At 70.4% G+C, this 19,462-nt stretch carries 16 protein-coding genes; 12 read left to right on the top strand and 4 right to left on the bottom strand.

Annotated elements, in window-relative coordinates; translation table 11 throughout:
* Nucleotides 1-109 precede the first annotated feature (109 nt).
* Complete coding sequence (locus ACFVH5_RS38900) at nucleotides 110-1,285, bottom strand: acyl-CoA dehydrogenase family protein (RefSeq protein ID WP_385838423.1); 1,176 nt, start codon at nucleotides 1,283-1,285, stop codon at nucleotides 110-112.
* A 1,202-nt stretch (nucleotides 1,286-2,487) separates the two neighbouring features.
* On the opposite strand from ACFVH5_RS38900, the gene ACFVH5_RS38895 reads away from it, so the two are divergent.
* Nucleotides 2,488-3,015 (top strand): DinB family protein, encoded by a 528-nt coding sequence (locus ACFVH5_RS38895; protein WP_385838422.1) that lies wholly within the window; start codon nucleotides 2,488-2,490, stop codon nucleotides 3,013-3,015.
* Between the two features lie 92 nt (nucleotides 3,016-3,107).
* Here ACFVH5_RS38895 and ACFVH5_RS38890 read toward each other — a convergent pair whose 3' ends face one another.
* On the bottom strand, nucleotides 3,108-3,962 hold the full coding sequence (locus ACFVH5_RS38890; RefSeq protein WP_385838421.1) for an MBL fold metallo-hydrolase: 855 nt from the start codon (nucleotides 3,960-3,962) through the stop codon (nucleotides 3,108-3,110).
* Nucleotides 3,963-4,052: 90 nt separating this feature from the next.
* Here ACFVH5_RS38890 and ACFVH5_RS38885 point away from each other — a divergent pair, with 90 nt between their 5' ends.
* A complete protein-coding gene (locus ACFVH5_RS38885; protein ID WP_385838420.1) occupies nucleotides 4,053-4,685 on the top strand; it encodes a TetR/AcrR family transcriptional regulator in 633 nt (210 codons plus the stop codon).
* Between the two features lie 155 nt (nucleotides 4,686-4,840).
* Nucleotides 4,841-5,158 (top strand): transposase, encoded by a 318-nt coding sequence (locus ACFVH5_RS38880; RefSeq protein ID WP_385838419.1) that lies wholly within the window; start codon nucleotides 4,841-4,843, stop codon nucleotides 5,156-5,158.
* Nucleotides 5,159-5,211: 53 nt separating this feature from the next.
* On the opposite strand, the gene ACFVH5_RS38875 is transcribed toward ACFVH5_RS38880, so the two are convergent.
* A complete protein-coding gene (locus ACFVH5_RS38875; RefSeq protein WP_385838418.1) occupies nucleotides 5,212-5,604 on the bottom strand; it encodes a tyrosine-type recombinase/integrase in 393 nt (130 codons plus the stop codon).
* Nucleotides 5,605-5,661: 57 nt separating this feature from the next.
* Between ACFVH5_RS38875 and ACFVH5_RS38870 the strand changes: the two genes are divergently transcribed.
* The 7 genes from ACFVH5_RS38870 to ACFVH5_RS38840 all read left to right on the top strand — a co-directional run bounded on the left by ACFVH5_RS38870 (nucleotide 5,662) and on the right by ACFVH5_RS38840 (nucleotide 17,009).
* A complete protein-coding gene (locus tag ACFVH5_RS38870; RefSeq protein ID WP_385838417.1) occupies nucleotides 5,662-7,575 on the top strand; it encodes a gamma-glutamyltransferase family protein in 1,914 nt (637 codons plus the stop codon).
* Nucleotides 7,576-7,712: 137 nt separating this feature from the next.
* Complete coding sequence (locus ACFVH5_RS38865) at nucleotides 7,713-8,558, top strand: inositol monophosphatase family protein (protein WP_385838416.1); 846 nt, start codon at nucleotides 7,713-7,715, stop codon at nucleotides 8,556-8,558.
* A 143-nt stretch (nucleotides 8,559-8,701) separates the two neighbouring features.
* Entirely contained in the window at nucleotides 8,702-10,111 is a 1,410-nt protein-coding gene (locus ACFVH5_RS38860; protein WP_384807088.1) for a phytoene desaturase family protein, read from the top strand.
* The gene (locus ACFVH5_RS38855) at nucleotides 10,108-10,617 is read left to right on the top strand and encodes an O-acetyl-ADP-ribose deacetylase (protein WP_385838415.1); all 510 of its coding nucleotides are present in this window, start codon (nucleotides 10,108-10,110) and stop codon (nucleotides 10,615-10,617) included. Before ACFVH5_RS38860 ends, ACFVH5_RS38855 begins: the two co-directional genes overlap by 4 nt.
* Nucleotides 10,618-10,920: 303 nt before the next feature.
* On the top strand, nucleotides 10,921-14,871 hold the full coding sequence (locus ACFVH5_RS38850; RefSeq protein WP_385838414.1) for a glycoside hydrolase family 2 TIM barrel-domain containing protein: 3,951 nt from the start codon (nucleotides 10,921-10,923) through the stop codon (nucleotides 14,869-14,871).
* 99 nt (nucleotides 14,872-14,970) lie between these two features.
* Nucleotides 14,971-16,485 (top strand): AlkA N-terminal domain-containing protein, encoded by a 1,515-nt coding sequence (locus tag ACFVH5_RS38845; protein ID WP_385838424.1) that lies wholly within the window; start codon nucleotides 14,971-14,973, stop codon nucleotides 16,483-16,485.
* The gene (locus tag ACFVH5_RS38840; RefSeq protein ID WP_385838412.1) at nucleotides 16,482-17,009 is read left to right on the top strand and encodes a methylated-DNA--[protein]-cysteine S-methyltransferase; all 528 of its coding nucleotides are present in this window, start codon (nucleotides 16,482-16,484) and stop codon (nucleotides 17,007-17,009) included. The genes ACFVH5_RS38845 and ACFVH5_RS38840 overlap by 4 nt, the downstream gene beginning before the upstream one ends.
* Before the next feature lie 28 nt (nucleotides 17,010-17,037).
* On the opposite strand, the gene ACFVH5_RS38835 is transcribed toward ACFVH5_RS38840, so the two are convergent.
* Nucleotides 17,038-17,529, bottom strand: coding sequence for an NUDIX domain-containing protein (locus ACFVH5_RS38835; protein ID WP_385838411.1), 492 nt, complete (start codon nucleotides 17,527-17,529; stop codon nucleotides 17,038-17,040).
* Nucleotides 17,530-17,698: 169 nt separating this feature from the next.
* On the opposite strand from ACFVH5_RS38835, the gene ACFVH5_RS38830 reads away from it, so the two are divergent.
* Nucleotides 17,699-17,956, top strand: coding sequence for a hypothetical protein (locus ACFVH5_RS38830; RefSeq protein WP_267029821.1), 258 nt, complete (start codon nucleotides 17,699-17,701; stop codon nucleotides 17,954-17,956).
* A gap of 143 nt (nucleotides 17,957-18,099) precedes the next feature.
* Nucleotides 18,100-19,266 (top strand): glycerate kinase, encoded by a 1,167-nt coding sequence (locus ACFVH5_RS38825; protein WP_385838410.1) that lies wholly within the window; start codon nucleotides 18,100-18,102, stop codon nucleotides 19,264-19,266.
* Nucleotides 19,267-19,462 lie beyond the last annotated feature (196 nt).

Genomic DNA, 19,462 nt, shown 5'->3' with positions numbered 1-19,462 from the left:
CGAAATGCCCCCGATTTGCGAATCGGGGGCATTTCGGGCTGCCGATGGGAAACCGTGGCGGCTCACCTGTGAGGGTGCTGGGCAGCCGAGGGAGTGGGAACGGGACGAATCAGATGTATTCCGTGCCGGGTTCCAGTCCGAGAAGGACCCGGCCGTGGGCTTCCAGTGAACTGACGGGCGTCAGCAGACCGTGCAGCGACAGGGCCGCTATGTCCCGGTACGACCGCTGGAAGGCGTTCTTCCGCGAGATCGTCGATGCGGAACTGATGTTGTAGAGGATCTCGACGGCCTCCTTCGTGGTCTGGACGACATAGCCGACCTGGCCACGAACGGCGGCCTTGGCCTCGACGGTCAACTTCTCGCCCGCGTCCTCGCGGGACTGGACGCTCTCCAGCCAGACACGCTGCAACGCCTCGCACGCCGCGATCTTGTTGGCCGCGGTTGCCACCTGTATCTGTGTGTAGGGGTGCTGGCTCTGCTCCGTCCACTCGGTGTACGTGATGCCCTTGCCGGGGAGCCGCTCAAGGAAGAGGTCGAGCGCGCCCTTGGCCAGGCCGATGTACACCGGCGCACAGGTCGCAAGGATGTAACTGATGAGGTTGTAGTTGCGCCCGTTCACATCCGCGTTCCAGCGATCACGGGTCGACGCGTCGTACACCGTGGCGTCGACGACACGGTGCGCGGGCACGAATACATCCTTCACCGTGGAGGTGACGCTTCCCGTCCCGCCCGCACCGAAAGTGTCCCAGTCGTCGGCGACCGAGACGTCCGACCGCGGAATGATCGCGAACAACTCCTGCTGTCCTTCACCCGGAGCCCCGGCCATGGCGGCACAGATGTTCCATTCGGCGCCACGAACACCTGTGTTGAAACGCCAGGTGCCCTGCAGGATGTATCCGCCGTCGGTCTCCTTCAGCGTTCCTGATGGTGTGAATCCGCCGGATATCCTTACCGACCCGTCCGCGAAAATCTCTTCCTGCGCCATGTCCGGATACAGGGACGCGATCCAGGTGCTCGACATCCAGACCGATGCCACCCAGCCGGTCGATCCGCAGTGGCGTGCGATCTCGGTGAGGACTTCGGCCTGGTCGGCGACTGGGAGGTCCAGCCCGCCGAATCGCTCGGGTACTGCGGCGGCGAAGACGCCGGCGTCCTTGAGCAGCTCTATGCTTTCCTGCGGAATCCAGTTTTCGGACTCTGCCTTTGCGCTGTTCTCCCGAAGCTGGGGGCCGATTTTTCGAACGGCATCCAGCACTGCCGCGAGGTTATCTTGGGCTGTGGTCATATTGTCTCCTCCAGGCGTCACCTTGCGCAGATCGAGTCGACGAGCCTCGAATGCTGCAGTGATTCAGTGAGCCACCCTAGCTGTGGCGCCTATGAAACCCCCTTCTGCCCGGTCATGTATTGGTAATCAGCCATTCACCGCAGCTTCCATGCTTTCCTGTTACCGGGCGATGAATGGCATTTGGTGTCTGGTGTCGCGAGATCGTGTAAATAGCAAGATCGAGCCGCTGCCGTTCCCCGGGCACGGTCGACGGCGCGAATTACTGATCTCAAAGAGTGGTGTCGTGAAGGCTGACAGTCGGTGATCCCGACGGTTCGCCGTCTCCATGAGGTACGCGCAGGGCGACGGGCTGACCACCGCGCGCCGTTCGGAGTTGAGGCTGCAGCGGCGGCGCCGGGTGTTGTCGAAGACGGCCTTGGGGCCCGGGCTGCCGGGACCGCACATCAGAAAGGGCCGGGTGGGGTGAGGGCCCAACGCCATGCAGGAGTTGGGTCCTCCGAGACTGCGCATGCGCTGTGAGGAAGCGGATGCGTGCTACCTCGTCACCGACGTCCGCCTCGGGTGGACACGCTGTTCACCGTTCTGCAGGGGCGAGGGTGTGTCTCTGTGCCTGCTCGGACAGGCACGGACCCACACCGAACCTACCTGGCACCCTGCCGGGCCCGCCCGGCGGTCAGGACGCTCTCACTTCCTGCTGAGGGATTGTCGAGGCTCTGGTGGCGCGGGGCTCCGGCCTTGGGGCGCCGGCATGCGGTCGCAGGAAAGGGCTGCTGGTGGGAAGGGCAGGATGGTGGGTCGGGCGAGCGCGGACCAGGGTATTGATGAGTTCGCCGGTGGCCAGCTCCCCGCGCCTTCTCCCGGACCTCGCTGGGGGCGGTGGTGATCAGCGCGTGGATCTGGCCAGGCGACTGCGTCGCTGCCGAGCTCTCCCGCTGCCTCGGGCCGCGTGGCGGTACTGTGGCCCGCCCCGCCCGACCTGGTCCTCCGGGCGGGGCCCAGGCGCAATGCCGTACTCCAGTACGGCATTGTGATCTGCGGTCGGAGGTTGGGGCATGCCCTCTCGCGACATGCCCCTGGAGCGGAAGGCGACTCCAACGGCTGCCTGCTTCACGGTCCCGCCGGCCTTCGGTCGGTTGTGCGGGCGGGGTGTGTCCCGGATATGGGACAACTTCCTGCGTGGCCGCAGAGATTCGGGGATCCTGGTGATCGTGACCGAGAATTCGAGCGATACCACTCCGGGCAGTGAGCTGAGGGCGCTTCTTCGGGTCCTGGACGGACAGCGGCGCCACGTTCTCGGCGTCCTGGACGGGCTCGACGCGAAGGATCTTCGGCGGCCTGTGCTGCCTTCCGGATGGCACTGCCTGGGGCTGGTGCAGCACCTGGCGCTTGATGTGGAGCGGTTCTGGTTCCGCGCGGTCGTCGCCGGGGACGCGGAGGTCATCCACGGTCTGACGAGCGGTGACGAAGCGTGGAAGGTGGCCCCGGAAGTGCCGGCCGTCGACGTACTCGACCGATACCGGCGGGAAGCAGAACTCGCCGATGCCGTCATCACCGCCACCTCTGCCGACGCCGCATTGGCCTGGTGGCCCCACGACCTGTTCGGTGAACCGCACCTGCACACGCTCCGTGACGTCCTGCTGCATGTCATCACCGAGACTGCGTGCCATGCAGGCCACCTCGACGCAGCCCGGGAGCTGATCGACGGCCGCCGCTGGCTGGTCCTGACCTGAGAACCGCCGGTCCGACTCCGCGCTGGTCAGGTTTCGTGTTCCATCCGATTGCTCCGTGAGGGTCTCGTCGGCGGTAGCGCACAAAGCCGGTCTCATTCACGTGCATTCGGAGCCAAGCGAGAGATCCCGTCGTAGGCGCCGAGGTCGTGAGCCGGGACTATGTGTATGAGGTCTTCGAGGGCGATCATTCGCAACAGTCCCTCACGCACGGAGGCGTGATCCTGGTCTGCGAACTTCCGCATCAGCCAGGGTCGCTCGACCCGGCGGCGGATGCCGTCAAGCTGCCAGGTCAGGTCGCCGACGAACGCATGGCGTTCGCCGAGGAGCTGGGTCACGAAGACGATCACCGAGCCGGCTGTGTGGCCGGCGGCGAGCACGATGACCACGGAGCCGTCGCCGTGCACGTCGTGGCTGGCCGGGAAGCCGAGGTAGGGGCCACTGGTGAACTCGTAGGAGTGAATTTCGTGGTCCCGGGACACATGTCGGAAGACCTTGCTGTCCGGTTCGTTCGCCGCGTGTTGTCGCTCGGCCGCGTTCAACCAGACCGGCGTTCCATGGAGGCTGTCGAGGCCACTCGTGTGGTCCCAGTGCGTGTGTGTCGGCACCACGCCGATCAGTCTGCCGCGGTCGTAGCCGACTGCGTCGAGCTGCTCGGCAGCTGTCTGGGCCGCCTCATGGGGAGAGCGCATGTACCAGGGAAGCATCGCGATGTGCCGCGCAAGGTCGGCGCCGAAGCCCGCGTCGATCAGCAGGTCGCCGTTCGGGTGCCGCACCAGGATCGCGGACGCGGCGAACGGGCGCCTGTCTCGGAATGATCCGCCCTGGACGGCGAGTGCGGCCCGAGTCTCGTATGTACCGGTGGGCAGGTGGTAGACGCCCATGCCGGCGGGCGGGTTCGCCTCTGGCAGCGGCCCCGTCCAAGCGGCGGGAATGTCAAGAGGAGGCATGGAAGGCTCACATTCGGTCAAATGATGGGACCCCGGTCCCGTCATCGTAGCGCATGATGGGTCCAGGGTCCCATCACTTATGATGGCCCCATGGGTAGATGGGAACCAGGCACTCGCGAACGACTGCAGGACGCTGCCCTGGAACTGTTCGAGTACGGCTACGACAACACCACCGCCGCACAGATCGCCCAGCGGGCCGGGACGTCGAAGAGCACCTTTTTCCGCCACTTCGCTGACAAACGTGAAGTACTCTTCGCCGGCACGGGCGAGATCACCGACCGAGCCGTGGCTGCGATCGCCGGACTGCCGCCTGGAATCACGGCCTTCGACCTCGTCAACGAAGTCCTGCGGGCGATCATCGAGGTCTTTGACCCGGCCAAGCGCGCCTGGTACGGGCGGCGCCAGGCGATCGTCGACCACAACCCCGAACTACGGGAGCGTGACCTGCTCAAACGGCAGTCCCAGAACGAGGCGATCACCACGGCCCTGCGCGAGAAGGGCCTGGACGGCCTTTCCTTGGATCTTGTCGTCGCCCTGATCGGGCTGGCCTCCCACGCGACCTACACCCGCTGGATCGAAGCCCCCGACAGCCAAGACGTCGCTGCCCTTGCCACCGACGTACTCGCCGAACTTCGCACCACCACAACCACCTTGATTCCCGCAGCCGCGACAGCTCGGCCGACTTCTCCAGGCGCGGGTGCGAGGCCCCCCGTAGCGCCATGAGGTCACCGGTTCGTGTCACCTCGGAGAGCTTGTTCTAGGCGGTCCCCAGGCAGTGCCTTCAAATAATCCTGAGTGGTGGATCACGGTTGGGCGATACGTCGCCATGAACTGTCGGATGCCGAGCGGGAGTTCGTTCGACGCTGCGGCCCAGGGCCTTGCGGGGCCGGAAGCGGCTGGACGACCGGATCGTGCCCAACGGGAGCGTGTGGACGTTCCGGACCGCCGGCCCCGCTCGGCGTGACGCACCCGAGCGGTACGGTCCGTGGCACACGCTGCACACCCGTTTCCAGCGCTGGACCCTGGACGGCACCTTCGAGCGGATGCTCCGTGCCGCGCAGGCGGACGCGGCCGGGGACATCGACTGGCTGGTGCTGGTGGGCCCGGACGGCGGTGGAGTCGACCGACATGGCAGGCGGCGGTGCCTGTCGTTGCGTGGAAGCACTCTCGGTTCACCAGCGGTGCCGTGCTGGTAGTTGCTGGCGCAGGCTGCTGAGTTTGGTCGTTCCGTCGGCCACCGTGCAGCGCCTTACTTGGCCGTCTCCGAACCCTCGGCGTCGGCCGGCGGCTGGCGAGGGGCGTTGCAGAGTGCCTCGACCTTCTCCGAGACGGCGAAGTACTCGTCGGCGACCGTCCGGTCAGCGATCCGCGCGTAAACACGTGTCATGGACAGTGATTTGTGACCGAGCAGTGCGGCGATCGCCTCCAGGGACATGCCCCGGTTGATCGCCTGGATGGCCAGGGTATGTCTGAGCTGGTGCGGGGCGACCCGGCCGAGACCGGCCCGCTCTGCGGCCCGGCGGACGGCGGCCTCCATGCAAGAGGCGTTGACCGGACGGCCGTGGTCGGTGAACAGCAGGTTCGAGCCCAGACTCTCACCTGGAGGAGATGGCCTTGCGCTCGTTCTCCCCAGATTCTCCACACGGCCAAATTCGGGGTCGGGGTAGACGGCCAATACAGACAAACATTGAGGTCAGATATGCAATTCACGACTCGTCCCACTCTGAGTGGCACCTTCGGAATGGTGTCCTCCACGCACTGGCTCGCCTCGCAGTCGGCGATGGCCGTGCTGGAGGACGGCGGCAACGCGTACGACGCCGCCGTCGCCGCGGGGTTCGTGCTGCACGTCGTCGAGCCGCACCTCAACGGGCCCGCCGGTGAGGTCCCGATCATCCTCGCCCCGGCGGGCGGCGAGGTACGGGTCCTGTGCGGTCAGGGCGTGGCACCGGCCGGGGTCACCATCGCCCACTACAGGGGACTGGGCCTGGACCTCGTCCCCGGCACCGGACCCCTCGCCGCCGCCGTGCCCGGCGCCTTCGACGCGTGGATGCTGCTGCTCCGCGACCACGGCACGAAGTCCCTGGCCGACGTCCTGAAGTACGCCGTCGGGTACGCGCGGGACGGGCACGCGCCCGTGGAGCGTGTCGGCCAGACCGTGGAGACCGTACGGGAGCTGTTCGAGACCGAGTGGACGTCGTCCGCCGAGGTGTATCTGCCGGGCGGGGAGCCTCCGCGGACCGGCGAGCTGTTCCGCAATCCCGCGCTGGCCGCGACCTGGACGCGGCTCATCGCGGAGTCCGCCGGGGCAGCCGAGGCGCAGGAGGGCGACCCTCGGGTCTCGCAGATCGAGGCCGCCCGGCGGATCTGGCGCGAGGGCTTCATCGCCGAAGCGCTCGTCCGGCAGGCAGGCCGGCCCACGCGGGACACCAGCGGCGAGCACCACTCCGGCACGCTCACCGCGGCCGACCTGGCCTCCTGGTCCGCGTCCTACGAAGCTCCGGCCACCTACGACTGGCGGGGCTGGACCCTGTGCAAGGCCGGGCCCTGGAGCCAGGGCCCGGTGCTCCTCCAGCAGCTGGCCCTGCTGCCGCCCGAGCTGCCCCGGTACGGCTCCGCCGAGTACACGCACCTGCTGATCGAGGGCTGCAAGCTCGCGATGGCCGACCGGGAGGCCTGGTACGGGGACGCGGGCGAGGTGCCCTCGGCGGAGCTGCTGGCGGAACTGTTGTCACCGGAGTACAACGCCGGGCGGCGGGCGCTGGTCGGGGAGAGGGCCTCCCACGAGCTGCGGCCGGGGAGCCCCGGCGGCCGGACCCCGCTGCTCAGCGGGCACGCGCGCGTGGTGGCCTCGGGAACCTTGGAAGGGGCCGGATTCGACGCGCTCGCGACGCCGGGCGCGGGCGAGCCGACCGTGGCGCGAGGAGCCGAAGGGGCCGGCGAGCCGACCGTGGCCAAGCCGCCGACGTCTCCCGTGCCCGGCGAGCCCGACGTCTCGGCGGACGGTGGCACCCGGGGCGACACCTGCCACCTCGACATCGTCGACCGCTGGGGCAACATGGTCGCGGCCACGCCCAGCGGCGGCTGGCTCCAGTCCAATCCGGTCGTGCCCGAGCTGGGCTTCCCGCTCGGCACCCGGCTCCAGATGGCCTGGCTGGACGAGGGGCTGCCCAACTCCCTGACCCCGGGCCGCCGTCCGCGCACGACGCTCACCCCGTCGCTCGCACTGCGGGACGGTATCCCCGTCATGGCCTTCGGCACGCCCGGCGGCGACCAGCAGGACCAGTGGCAGCTGCACTTCTTCCTGGCCGTCGCCCTGCGCGCGGAGGTACGCGGCGGCCCGGACCTCCAGGGCGCGATCGACGCCCCCAACTGGCACAACGACAGCTTCCCCGGCTCCTTCTACCCGCGCGGGATGCGGCCAGGCAGCGTGACGGTCGAATCCCGCACGGACCCCGGGGTCGTCGCCGAACTGCGCCGCAGGGGCCATGACGTCCAGGTCGGCGACGCCTGGTCCGAGGGGCGCCTGTGCGCGGTCGCCAGGGACCCGCGGACCGGCATCCTGTCGGCGGCGGCGAACCCCCGCGGGATGCAGGGGTACGCGGTCGGCCGCTGATGTCCGTGCCGACAGCTGAGGCGGGTGCCGGTCACCGAAGCAGGCGCCGGCCTCGGCGCACTCGTTGTTCATGCCGATTCCACCCGTGATGCACCCACCGGGTGGGGATTGTCAGTGGCGCGTGCTCTCATGGAGGCATGATCGAACACATGGAAACCATCGACGAGTTTCTCGCACACCACCTGGCAGACGTCGAACAGGCCGTCCGTGAGGCGGCGGCCACCGAGATCATGCCGCGCTTCCGGCAGCTCGCGGCACACGAGGTGGACCAGAAGAGCGGCCCGCACGACCTGGTCACGGACGCCGACCGCAAGGCCGAGGAACACCTCACCGAGGTGCTCGGCAAGCTGCTGCCCGGCTCGGTCGTGGTCGGCGAGGAAGCGGTCCACGCCGACCCGGTGACGTACGAGGCGCTGCAGGGCGAGGCGCCCGTCTGGATCGTCGACCCGGTCGACGGCACCCGCCAGTTCGTCCACGGCGACCCCGGTTTCTGCACGCTGGTCGCGCTCGCCCAGCGCGGTGTCGTGCTGGCGTCCTGGACGTACGCCCCGGTCCGCGACCAACTCGCCGTGGCCGTACGGGGCAGGGGCGCCCAGCTCGACGGCGAACCCCTCCTGGCGGGCGCGCCGGACCCCGGCCGTGACCTCGAAGTCGCCACGTCCCACCCGGACTACACGACGGACGACCAGAAGCGGGCACTGCTCGGCCTGCGCACGAAGGGCGTGAGCCCGCGCCCCTGCGGCTCCGCCGGACTGGAGTACCTGGCCATCGCCCGCGGCGAGTTGGACGCCGTCGCGTTCAGCTGGGAGGCCGCCTGGGACCACGCGGCGGGCCTTCTGCTCGTCGAGGAGGCGGGCGGCGCCCACCTGACCCTCGCGGGGGAGCCGTTCCGCATAACCGGCGGCAACACCCTTCCGTTCACGGCGGCGCGGGACGCGGCCACGGCCCGCCGGGTCCTCGAACTGCTGTCGGGCGGTGCCTGAGCAGCGCTTGAGCGGCGCCTGCGCGGGGCCGATCAGGTTCGGGTGACGACTGGGCGAGGGGCGGGGACGGGCACTGTCGGAGGCCCGGCATATCCTGACCGTCAGTGGCCATCGGCTGACAAAGGAGTCCGAAGGTGCCGTCGATGCTCGATGCCGTCGTGGTGGGTGCGGGGCCGAACGGACTGACGGCTGCCGTGGAGCTGGCCCGCCGCGGCTTCTCCGTGGCCGTCTTCGAGGCGCGCGACACCGTCGGGGGAGGTGCCCGTACCGAGGAGCTGACCCTGCCCGGCTTCCGGCACGACCCGTGCTCGGCCGCGCACCCCCTCGGTGTCAACTCACCCGCCTTCCGCGCGATGCCCCTGGGACGGTACGGGCTGGAGTGGCTGCAGCCCGAACTGCCCATGGCACACCCCTTCCTGGACGGCACGGCGGCCGTGCTGTCGCGGTCGGTGGCCGAGACGGCCGCCTCGTTCGGACCCCGGGACGCGGGCACGTACCGCAGGCTGGTGGAGCCCTTCACCCACCGATGGGACACCCTCGTCCAGGACTTCATGTCCCTGCCGCTCAGCGCGCTGCCCCGGGACCCGGTCACCCTCGCCCGCTTCGGGCTGGTCGGACTGCCGCCCTCGACCTGGCTGATGCGCAGGTTCCGCGACGAGCGGGCCAAGGCGCTGTTCGCGGGGCTCGTCGCCCACGTCATGTCGCCGCTGGGCGGGGTCGCCACCGGAGCCGTCGGCCTCGTCTTCGCGCTGGCCGCGCACGCCAGGGGCTGGCCCGTCGCCCGGGGCGGCTCCCAGTCGATCTCCGACGCGCTCACCGCGTACCTCAAGGACCTGGGCGGTGCCGTCCACACGGACTACGAGGTCAAGCGGCTCGACGACCTGCCGCCCGCGCGCGCGTACGTCTTCGACACCTCGCCCACCGCGCTGAGCCGGATCGCGGGCTTCGGGAACCACTACGACCGGTACCGGTACGGGGCGGGCGTCTTCAAGATTGACTACGCGCTCGACGGACCGGTGCCGTGGACCGCGAAGGAGGCCCGCACGGCCGGCACGGTGCAGGTCGGCGCGGACCGCAAGGAGATCGGGACCGCCCTGCGGGCCGCCTCCCGGGAGGGGCGGGCCCCCGACGCGCCGTTCCTGATCACCGTGCAGCCCAGTGTCGTCGACCCGTCCCGCGCACCGGCCGGAAAGCATGTGTTCTGGGCCTACGCGCACGTCCCGAGCGGCTGGACCGGAGACCTCACCGAAACGATCGAGCGCCAGCTGGAGCGGTTCGCGCCCGGCTTCCGCGACCGGGTCCTCGCCCGTGCCACGGCGGGACCGCCCGAACTCGCCGCCCGCAACGCCAACTACGTGGGCGGTGACATCGGCTGCGGCGCGGCCTCCGGCCTGCAACTGCTGCTGCGGCCCACGCTGTCGGCGTACCCGTACAACACCCCGCACCCGGCGGTGTTCATCTGCTCCTCGGCGACCCCGCCGGGTCCCGGCGTGCACGGCATGTCCGGGCACAACGCGGCGAAGGCCGTATGGAAGAGGCTGCGCCAGACATGACCGGTATCGAACTCGTCCGCGGCGACATCACCCGGCAGAGCGTGGACGCCATCGTGAACGCGGCGAACTCCTCGCTGCTGGGCGGCGGAGGCGTGGACGGCGCCATCCACCGGCGCGGCGGACCCGAGATCCTCGCCGAGTGCCGCAAGCTGCGCGCCTCGCACTACGGCAAGGGCCTGCGCACCGGACAGGCCGTCGCCACCACCGCAGGCCGGCTGGACGCGCGCTGGGTGATCCACACCGTCGGCCCCGTCTTCAGCGCCGACGAGGACCGGTCCGCGCTGCTGGTCTCCTGCTACCGGGAATCCCTGCGGGTCGCCGACGAGCTGGGCGCGCGGACCGTCGCGTTCCCGGCCGTCTCCGCGGGCATCTTCGGCTGGCCGATGGAGGACGCGGCGCGTGTGGCGATCGGGACCGTGCGGGACACGGAGACCGCGGTGACCGAGGTCAGATTCGTCCTCTTCGACGAGCCGGCGTACGAGGCGTTCGCGGCGCGCGTCGGCTGACCGGACCGAGGGAGCCCCGGCGAGCACGTGCCAGGAAGGGCACTCATCAACGCGGGAACCCATCAGGACGAGCACCCGTCAAGACAGGCATCCATCAGGACAGGCGCCCATCAAGGCGGGTGCCTCCGGACGGTTGCCCCTGCGGCGCAGCCCTCAGAAACACACAGAGTTCGACAGGGTCATTGCCGCTGTTGTGTTCGGGTTCTAGGGTTTCTGTGGCTCACCACGTGCCTTTGTGCCCAGTAGTCGCTTTACGCCCCTCAGTTCGCGCACCCCACTGTCGTACCGAGGAAGGGCCCCGCCATGCCGCACCCGCGCCCGTACCTGCCTCCGCACACGACTCCCGTCAGCCGTCGCCGACTTCTTGAGGGAGGGGCCGTCGTCCTCGGCGCGCTCGCCCTTCCCTCGTCCGCCTCCGCGGTCCACGCGGCCGACCGGCCCGTCGCGGCGGACGGTTCCCCGGAGTGGAACGGCGCCATCGACGTCTTCCAGGTCGGGACCGAGCCCCCGCACACCACCCTCACCCCGTACGCGGACGTGGCGCAGGCGCTGGACGGCGACCGCACCCGCTCGCCCTACCGGATGAGCCTCGACGGGAAGTGGAGGTTCGCCTACGTCGACCGCCCCGACGACCGGGACCCCGACTTCCACCGCACCGACGTCGACGACAGCTCCTGGGACACCATCCCCGTCCCCTCCGTCTGGCAGCTGCACGGCTACGACTTCCCGATCTACATCAACATCACGTACCCCTACTGGGGCCCCAACGGCCTGGGCGAGGAGCCGCAGCCACCGGCCGCCCCGACCCGCTACAACCCCGTGGGCCAGTACAGACGTACCTTCACCGTCCCGAAGGGCTGGTCGGGGCGGCGGACGTTCCTGCACTTCGAAGGGGTCAAGTCCGCCCACTACGTGTGGATCAACGGAGAACTCGTCGGCTACCACGAGGACTCCTACACCCCCGCCGAGTACGACATCACCCCACACCTGAAGCCCGGCACCAACCAGATCGCGGTGGAGGTGTACCGCTACTCCGACGGGGACTGGCTGGAGGACCAGGACATGATCCGGCTGAGCGGCATCTTCCGCTCGGTCCACCTCTACTCCACCCCGGCCGTGCACCTGCGCGACTTCAAGCTGGACACCCCGCTGAGCGACGACTACCGGACCGCCGAACTGTCGGTCACCGCGAGCGTCCGCGCCTACGGCGACCGCGAGGGGGACGAGGGCGCCACGGGCTCGTACTCCGTCGAGACCCAGCTCTACGACGCGCGCGGCCACGCCGTCTGGCCCCGCCCGCTGCACCGGGCCGTGGACCTCGGCTCGGCCCCGGCCGGCGAGGACGTGACCGTACGGGCCGCCAGGGCCGTGCCCGCGCCGAAGCTGTGGTCGGCCGAGGACCCGTACCTGTACACGGCCGTGCTGCGGCTGCGCGATCCAGCGGGCAAGGTCGTCGAGACGCTCTCGCACCGGGTCGGTCTGCGCGAGTTCGCGCTGAAGGACGGGCTGATGCGCATCAACGGCCGGCCCGTCTCCCTGCGGGGCACCAACCGGCACGAGATGCACCCCGACCGCGGCACCGCGCTCACCCGCGCGGACCTGGTCAGGGACATCGAGATCATCAAGCGGACCAACATCAACACCGTCCGCACCTCGCACTACCCGAACAACACCCACTGGTACGAACTGGCCGACGAGTACGGCCTGTACCTGGTGGACGAGACCAACCTGGAGACCCACGGCATCCGCGACGAGTACCCGGGCGACCACCCCGACTGGAGCCGGGCGTGTGTGGCCCGCGCGCGGAACATGGTCCACCGCGACAAGAACCACGCCTCCGTCGTCATCTGGTCGCTGGGCAACGAGGCCGGCGGCGGCAGCACCTTCGTCGCCATGCACGACTGGATCCGCTCGTACGACACGACCCGTGTCATCCAGTACGAGGGCGACGACCGGCCCGCGATCAGTGACATCCGCTCCGAGATGTACGACAGCCCCGCGCGCGTCGAGGCCCGTGCCGAGGACACCTCCGACACCCGCCCGTACGTCATGATCGAGTACGCGCACTCGATGGGGAACTCGACCGGCAACTTCAAGAAGTACTGGGACCTCATCCGCCGCCACGACGTGCTCCAGGGCGGCTGGATCTGGGACTTCGTCGACCAGTCCCTGACCACGCCGGTCCCCACGCGCACCCTCTTCACGGAGACCGGGCCGGGCGCGGTGCGCGGCGAGATCCAGGCCGCCGCCGCGACCTTCGACCGGCGGAAGGGGCTGTCCGGCAGCACCGTCTTCGCCCGCGACCCCGGACTCGACCTCACCGGTTCCCTGACGCTGGAGGCCTGGGTCACCCCGGAGGTGACCGGCTACCACCAGCCGCTCATCACCAAGGGCGACACCCAGTACGCCCTCAAGCAGAACGGCGAGAACCTGGAGTTCTTCCTCTACGGCGACGGCCAGTGGATCAGCGCCACCTGGGCCCTCCCGGACGACTGGACCGGCCGGGAACACCACATCGCGGGCGTCTTCGACGCGGCGGCGGGCACCCTGACCCTGTACGTCGACGGCACGGTCCGGGCCACCCGCACCACCACCCGGCGACCCGCGGTCAACACCGCGCCGCTCTCGCTCGCCACCGACGTCGACAACCCCACCCGGGAGTTCAGCGGCACGATCCGGCGGGCGCGCGTCTACGCCCGCGCGCTGTCCGCGGCCGAACTCGCCTCGGACGGGCGCGGCCCCGGCGACGACGGCGTGCGGTTCTGGTTCGACGCGGCCACCGTGAAGGTGACGGAGAAGCGGCCAGGGAACCGCCCCGAGAGCCGCAACTTCTTCGCGTACGGCGGCGACTGGGGCGACCACCCGAACGACGGGGCCTTCGTCGCGGACGGCATCGTCACCGCCGACCGCGGACACACCGGCAAGGCCGCGCAGGTCAAGCGGATCTACCAGGCGATCAACGCCGCACCGGCGGCCTCCGGGAAGACCCTGGTCGTCGGCGCCGCCGGAGTGGCCGTCACCCTCACCAACGAGTACCTGTTCACCAACCTCCGTGACTTCGACGGCAGTTGGACGCTCGTCGCCGACGGCCGGACCGTGCGGCGCGGACGGCTGAGCCGCGCCCAGCTGGACGTGGCGCCGCTCAGCAGCAAGGACATCACCGTGCCCGTCGGGCTGCCGGCGGACCCGGCGCCCGGCACGGAGTACTTCCTGCGGCTGTCCTTCACCACCAAGGAACGCACCAAGTGGGCCGAGGCCGGCTTCGAGGTGGCCGCCCAGCAACTGCCGGTCGACGCCGCCGGCCCCGCCGTGCGGCCCGTGCCCCTGACCCGGGTGCCCGCCCTGCGCCACCAGGACGGCGAGCGGTCCGTCACGGTCCGGGGCGACGGCTTCTCCGTGACCGTCGACAAGAGGACCGGAGTCATCACCTCGTACGAGGCCCGGGGCGCCCGGCTCCTCACCTCCGGGCCCGTGCCGAACTTCTGGCGGGCACCGACCGACAACGACCGGGGCAACGGCCAGCACGTCCGCAACCAGACCTGGCGCGACGCCGGGACCCTGCGCAAGGTGACGGACGTCAGCGTGGACACCCTGCGCGACCGGGCCGTCCGGATCAAGGTCACCGGGACCCTGCCCACCAGCACCGAATCCGCGTACACCACCACCTACACGGTCTTCGGCAACGGCGAGATCAAGGTCGACAACACGCTCCACCCGGGCGCGGCCAACCTGCCCTACATCCCGGAGGTCGGCACCCTGCTGTTCCTCCCGGGGCGGCTGGAGCACCTGCACTACTACGGCCGCGGCCCCGAGGAGAACCACTGGGACCGCAACGACGGCACCGACGTGGGGCTGTACTCCGGGACCGTCTCCGAGCAGTGGACGCCCTACATCCGCCCCCAGGAGAACGGCAACAAGACCGACGTCCGCTGGGCCGCCCTCACCGGCCGCGACGGCACCGGGCTGCTCGTCTCCGGCGAACCGCTCATCGAGGTCAACGCCTCGCACTTCACCCCCGAGGACCTGTCCGTCGGCACGCGCCACGACTACCAGCTGACCCGTCGGGACGAGGTGGTCCTGCGCGTCAACCACCGGCAGATGGGCATCGGCGGCGACAACAGCTGGGGCGCGCACACCCACGACGAGTACAAGCTCTTCGCCGACCGGGACTACTCCTACACCTACCGGCTGCGCCCCCTCACCGACGTCGACAGGGCGACGGCGGCCTCCCGGCGCCCCACGGCCGAGGAGTGAGCCCCGGGGCCCGGGGGAGGGAACCGGGCTGAGGCAGATGTCGCATTCCCGCCAGCCATCGCCCTGACCGAGGGCGATGCTGGTGGCATGCAGAACGGGATGCACGCCGAGACCGAGCGCTGTGTGCGCGCCGTCCAGTCGAAGGACGCCCGCTTCGACGGATGGTTCTTCACCGCGGTCCTCACCACGCGGATCTACTGCCGCCCCAGCTGCCCCGTCGTGCCTCCGAAGCCGGAGAACATGACGTTCTACCCGAGCGCCGCCGCCTGTCAGCAGGCCGGATTCCGGGCGTGCAAACGCTGCCGCCCCGACACGAGCCCCGGCTCGCCCGAGTGGAACCAGCGCGCCGACCTCGTGGCCCGCGCGATGCGGCTCATCGGCGACGGGACCGTGGACCGCGAGGGCGTGCCGGGGCTCGCGACCCGCCTCGGCTACAGCACCCGGCAGATCGAACGCCAGCTCCTCGCCGAACTGGGCGCGGGCCCGCTCGCCCTGGCCCGCGCCCAGCGCGCCCAGACCGCACGGCTGCTCATCGAGACGACATCGCTCCCGATGGCCGAGATCGCCTTCGCGGCGGGCTTCTCCTCCGTCCGCACCTTCAACGACACGGTCCGTGAGGTCTTCGCCCTCGCCCCGAGCGAGCTGCGCACCAGGGCACCCAAGAACCGCGCCGACCGCGCCGCCCCGACCGGCACGCCTGGGGTGTTGACGCTCCGGCTGCCCTTCCGGGCGCCGCTCAACCCCGACAACCTCTTCGGCCACCTCGCCGCCACCGCCGTACCCGGGGTGGAGGAGTGGCGCGACGGCGCGTACCGGCGCACCCTGCGTCTGCCGTACGGCCACGGGGTCGTCGCGCTCACTCCGGAGCCCGACCACATCGGCTGCCGGCTCACCCTCAGCGACCTGCGGGACCTGACCGTCGCCATCAGCCGCTGCCGCCGCATGCTCGACCTGGACGCCGACCCGGTCGCGGTCGACGACCAGTTGCGTACGGATCCGGTGCTGGCACCGCTCGTCGACAAGGCACCGGGCCGCCGCGTGCCCCGTACCGTCGACGAGGCCGAGTTCGCCGTACGGGCCGTGCTGGGGCAGCAGGTGTCCACGGCCGCCGCCCGTACGCACGCGGGGCGCCTGGTCACGGCGCACGGGGAAACGGTCGACGATCCCGAGGGCGGTCTCACCCACCTCTTCCCGTCCGTCGAGGCCCTGGCGGCACTCGACCCCGAAGCCCTCGCCATGCCGGCCACCCGCCGGACCACCCTCACCACACTCGTCGGCCAACTGGCCGACGGCACCCTCCAGCTGGGCGTCGAGGGCGACTGGACGGAGACCAGGGCCCGGCTGCTGGCGCTGCCCGGCTTCGGCCCCTGGACCGTGGAGGTCATCGCCATGCGCGCCCTCGGCGACCCCGACGCGTTCCCGGTGACCGACCTCGGAATCCGTTACGCGGCACGGGACTTGGGCCTGCCGTCCACACCGGCCGCGCTGACGGCACGCGCCGCGGACTGGCGGCCCTGGCGCGCGTACGCCGTCCAGTACCTGTGGGCGACGGGCACGCACCCCGTCAACTTCCTCCCCGAGCAGGCAGCTCACGCACCGAAGGACACACAGTGAAGCAGCACACCGTCGTCGACAGCCCGTACGGCCCGCTCACGCTGGTCGCCACCGGAGGCGTCCTCTCCGGGCTCTACATGACCGACCAGCGCCACCGCCCGCCCGAGGAGAGTTTCGGCGACCCCGGCGACCCGGACGACACACCGTTCGCCGAGGTGGCCGAGGAACTACGGGCCTATTTCGCGGGCGAGTTGAAGGACTTCTCCGTCCGACTGCACCTCCACGGAACCCCGTTCCAGCGTTCCGTCTGGGCGGAGCTCCGCAGAATCCCGTACGGCGAGACCCGTTCGTACGGTCAACTCGCCGACGCCCTCGGCAATCCGAACGCGTCGCGCGCGGTGGGCCTCGCCAACGGCAAGAACCCACTGGGGATCATCGTGCCCTGCCACCGCGTGGTGGGCGCGGACGGCAGCCTGACGGGCTACGGCGGCGGCCTGCAACGCAAGCAGCAACTGCTGGACTTCGAACGGGGCGGACAGGGAGCGGGACAGGAGGGGCAAGAAGGAACCCTGGCGCTCTTCTGAGCCGCTGCGGCAGAGACGGCGGGGCGCGTCAGCCGACCGGGTTGCCGTTTTCGAGTTCCGCCGTGCCCGATTCCTTCGTGAGTACGTCGAGTGCGGTGAGCACGCGGCGGCCCAGGGAGCCCGGCATGTGGTCCGTGAGTTCCTCGCGCGGGACCAGGCGCCAGGACAGCAGTTCCGACTCCTGGAGGCGGATCGACTTGAACTGCTCCTCCGTGAGGACTCCACCGTCGTACAGGTACGCCACGATCGGGGGCCGCTCCGTACCGGGCACCCAGTCCACCGCGAGCAGCCTGCCGATCTCCAGGTCGAGGCCGATCTCCTCAAGGGTCTCCCGGTGGGCCCCCTGCCTCGGGGTCTCCCCGGCGTCCGACTCCACGGTGCCGCCCGGCAGCGCCCAGCCCGCACGGTAGTTGGGCTCGACGAGCAGCACACGGCCCCCGGCGTCACGGAAGAGGGCGGCGGCACCGACGAGCACTCGGGGGAGGCCCGCGATGTACGTGGCGTAGTCAGGGGTGGTCATCGGGCCAGCGTAGCGAGATCGACGGGAGGTTCCGCAAGATCGTCAACGCGTGGAGGACTTACACCCGGTCTGTCGAATTCCTCTCGGTCTCAGCTGTTTTGCATACGTACGGCACCGCACCACATGAGAAGGTCGTCAGGTTTTATTCGTATTGCGTGTTGGGAGTCCCATGAAGTCGTTGAGTCGTACGACGGTCCTCGCGGCCGGCGCCGGCGCCGTCGCGGTCGCCGCCGTCCTGTCCGGCCCCGGTGCCGCCGTCGCCCAGGCCGCTCCGGCCGAGCCCCTGGTCACCACCGGGGACGTCGGTGTGCGGACCGGGGACCTCGACCTGCTGGAGGATGTGCTGGAGCACATCAGCATCCCGTTCGGGCACAAGGGAACGCTGACACACCAGCTCTACGACTCGCGCGGCACCGACGCCGGCTGACCCGCCGCGGTCCCGCCCAGCCTGTCCGACCGCTGTCCGGGTCCTGAGAACCGCCCTGGGCAGCGGCCCCCTCCTGCGGTTAGGGTCGCAGCGGCGCGACTGCCTTGACATGCGCAAGGCCCGAAGAGCAAGGGGAACACAAGGTGGCTGACGCTGCAGTGAACCGGACCGGTAGCCAGATCCAGCGCGTACTCGTCGCCGCGGACAAGTTCAAGGGCTCGCTCACGGCCGTGCAGGTGGCCGAGCGGGTCACCGCGGGACTGCACCGGATCGCGCCCCAGGTCGAGGTCGAATCGCTCCCCGTGGCCGACGGCGGCGACGGCACCGTGGCGGCGGCGGTCGCCGCCGGGTTCGAACGCCACGAGGTACGGGTCGCGGGGCCGCTCGGTGACGAGGTCACCGCCGCCTTCGCCCTGCGGGACGGGACCGCGGTCGTGGAGATGGCCGAGGCCAGCGGGCTGCAGCGACTGCCCGCCGGGACCTTCGCGCCGCTCACGGCGTCCACGTACGGGTCCGGGGAACTGCTGCGGGCCGCGCTCGACGCCGGGGCCCGGACGATCGTCTTCGGCGTCGGCGGCAGTGCGACCACCGACGGCGGGGCCGGGATGCTGGCCGCGCTCGGGGCCCGGTTCCTCGACGAGGACGGCGAGCCCGTACCGCCCGGGGGCGGTTCCCTCGGAGAACTCGCCACGGCGGACCTGACCGGTCTCGACCCCCGGCTCGCCGATGCCGACGTGGTCCTCGCGAGCGACGTGGACAACCCGCTGACCGGGCCGAAGGGCGCGCCGGCGGTGTACGGGCCGCAGAAGGGCGCCTCCCCGGACGACGTCGCGGTGCTCGACGCGGGGCTCGCCCACTTCGCCGCGATCCTGGAGAAGTCGATCGGGAGCAAGGCGGCGGAGTACGCCGTCGCGCCCGGGGCCGGGGCCGCCGGTGGCATCGGGTACGGGGCCCTGGTCGGCCTCGGCGCGAGTTTCCGGCCCGGTATCGAGGTCATGCTCGACGTGCTCGGGTTCGGGCCGGCGCTTGAGCGGGCGACGCTCGTCATCACGGGGGAGGGGTCGCTGGACGAGCAGACCCTCCATGGGAAGGCTCCCGCGGGGGTTGCGGCGGCGGCTCGTGCCGCCGGCAAGGAGGTCATCGCCGTGTGCGGGCGGTTGGCTCTTGCTCCTGAGGCGCTGGGGCGGGCCGGGATTCGGCGGGTGTATCCGCTTACCGATGTCGAGCCGGATGTGGGCCGATGCATCGCGGACGCGGGCCCGATCCTGGAAGAGGTGGCCGAACGGATCGCGCAGGACTTCCTGACCTGAGGGGTTTTCTCGCCCCCGCCGCCCCTACCCTTCCCGTCACTGCATGGGGCTGCGCCCCTCGCCCCCGTATCGGGCTGCGCGCTCGTCCTCAAACGCCGGACGGGCTGAAAATCAGCCCGTCCGGCGTTTGAGGACCGGGGGTTCGGGGACAGCGCCCCCGAGGCAGGTACGGGAACGGGTAGGGGCGGCGGGGGCG

The organism is Streptomyces sp. NPDC127119 (assembly GCF_042677425.1).
GTDB lineage: Bacteria > Actinomycetota > Actinomycetes > Streptomycetales > Streptomycetaceae > Streptomyces.
The sequence above is the reverse complement of the archived record's forward strand: the minus strand, read 5'-3'. Positions and strand labels throughout refer to the sequence as shown.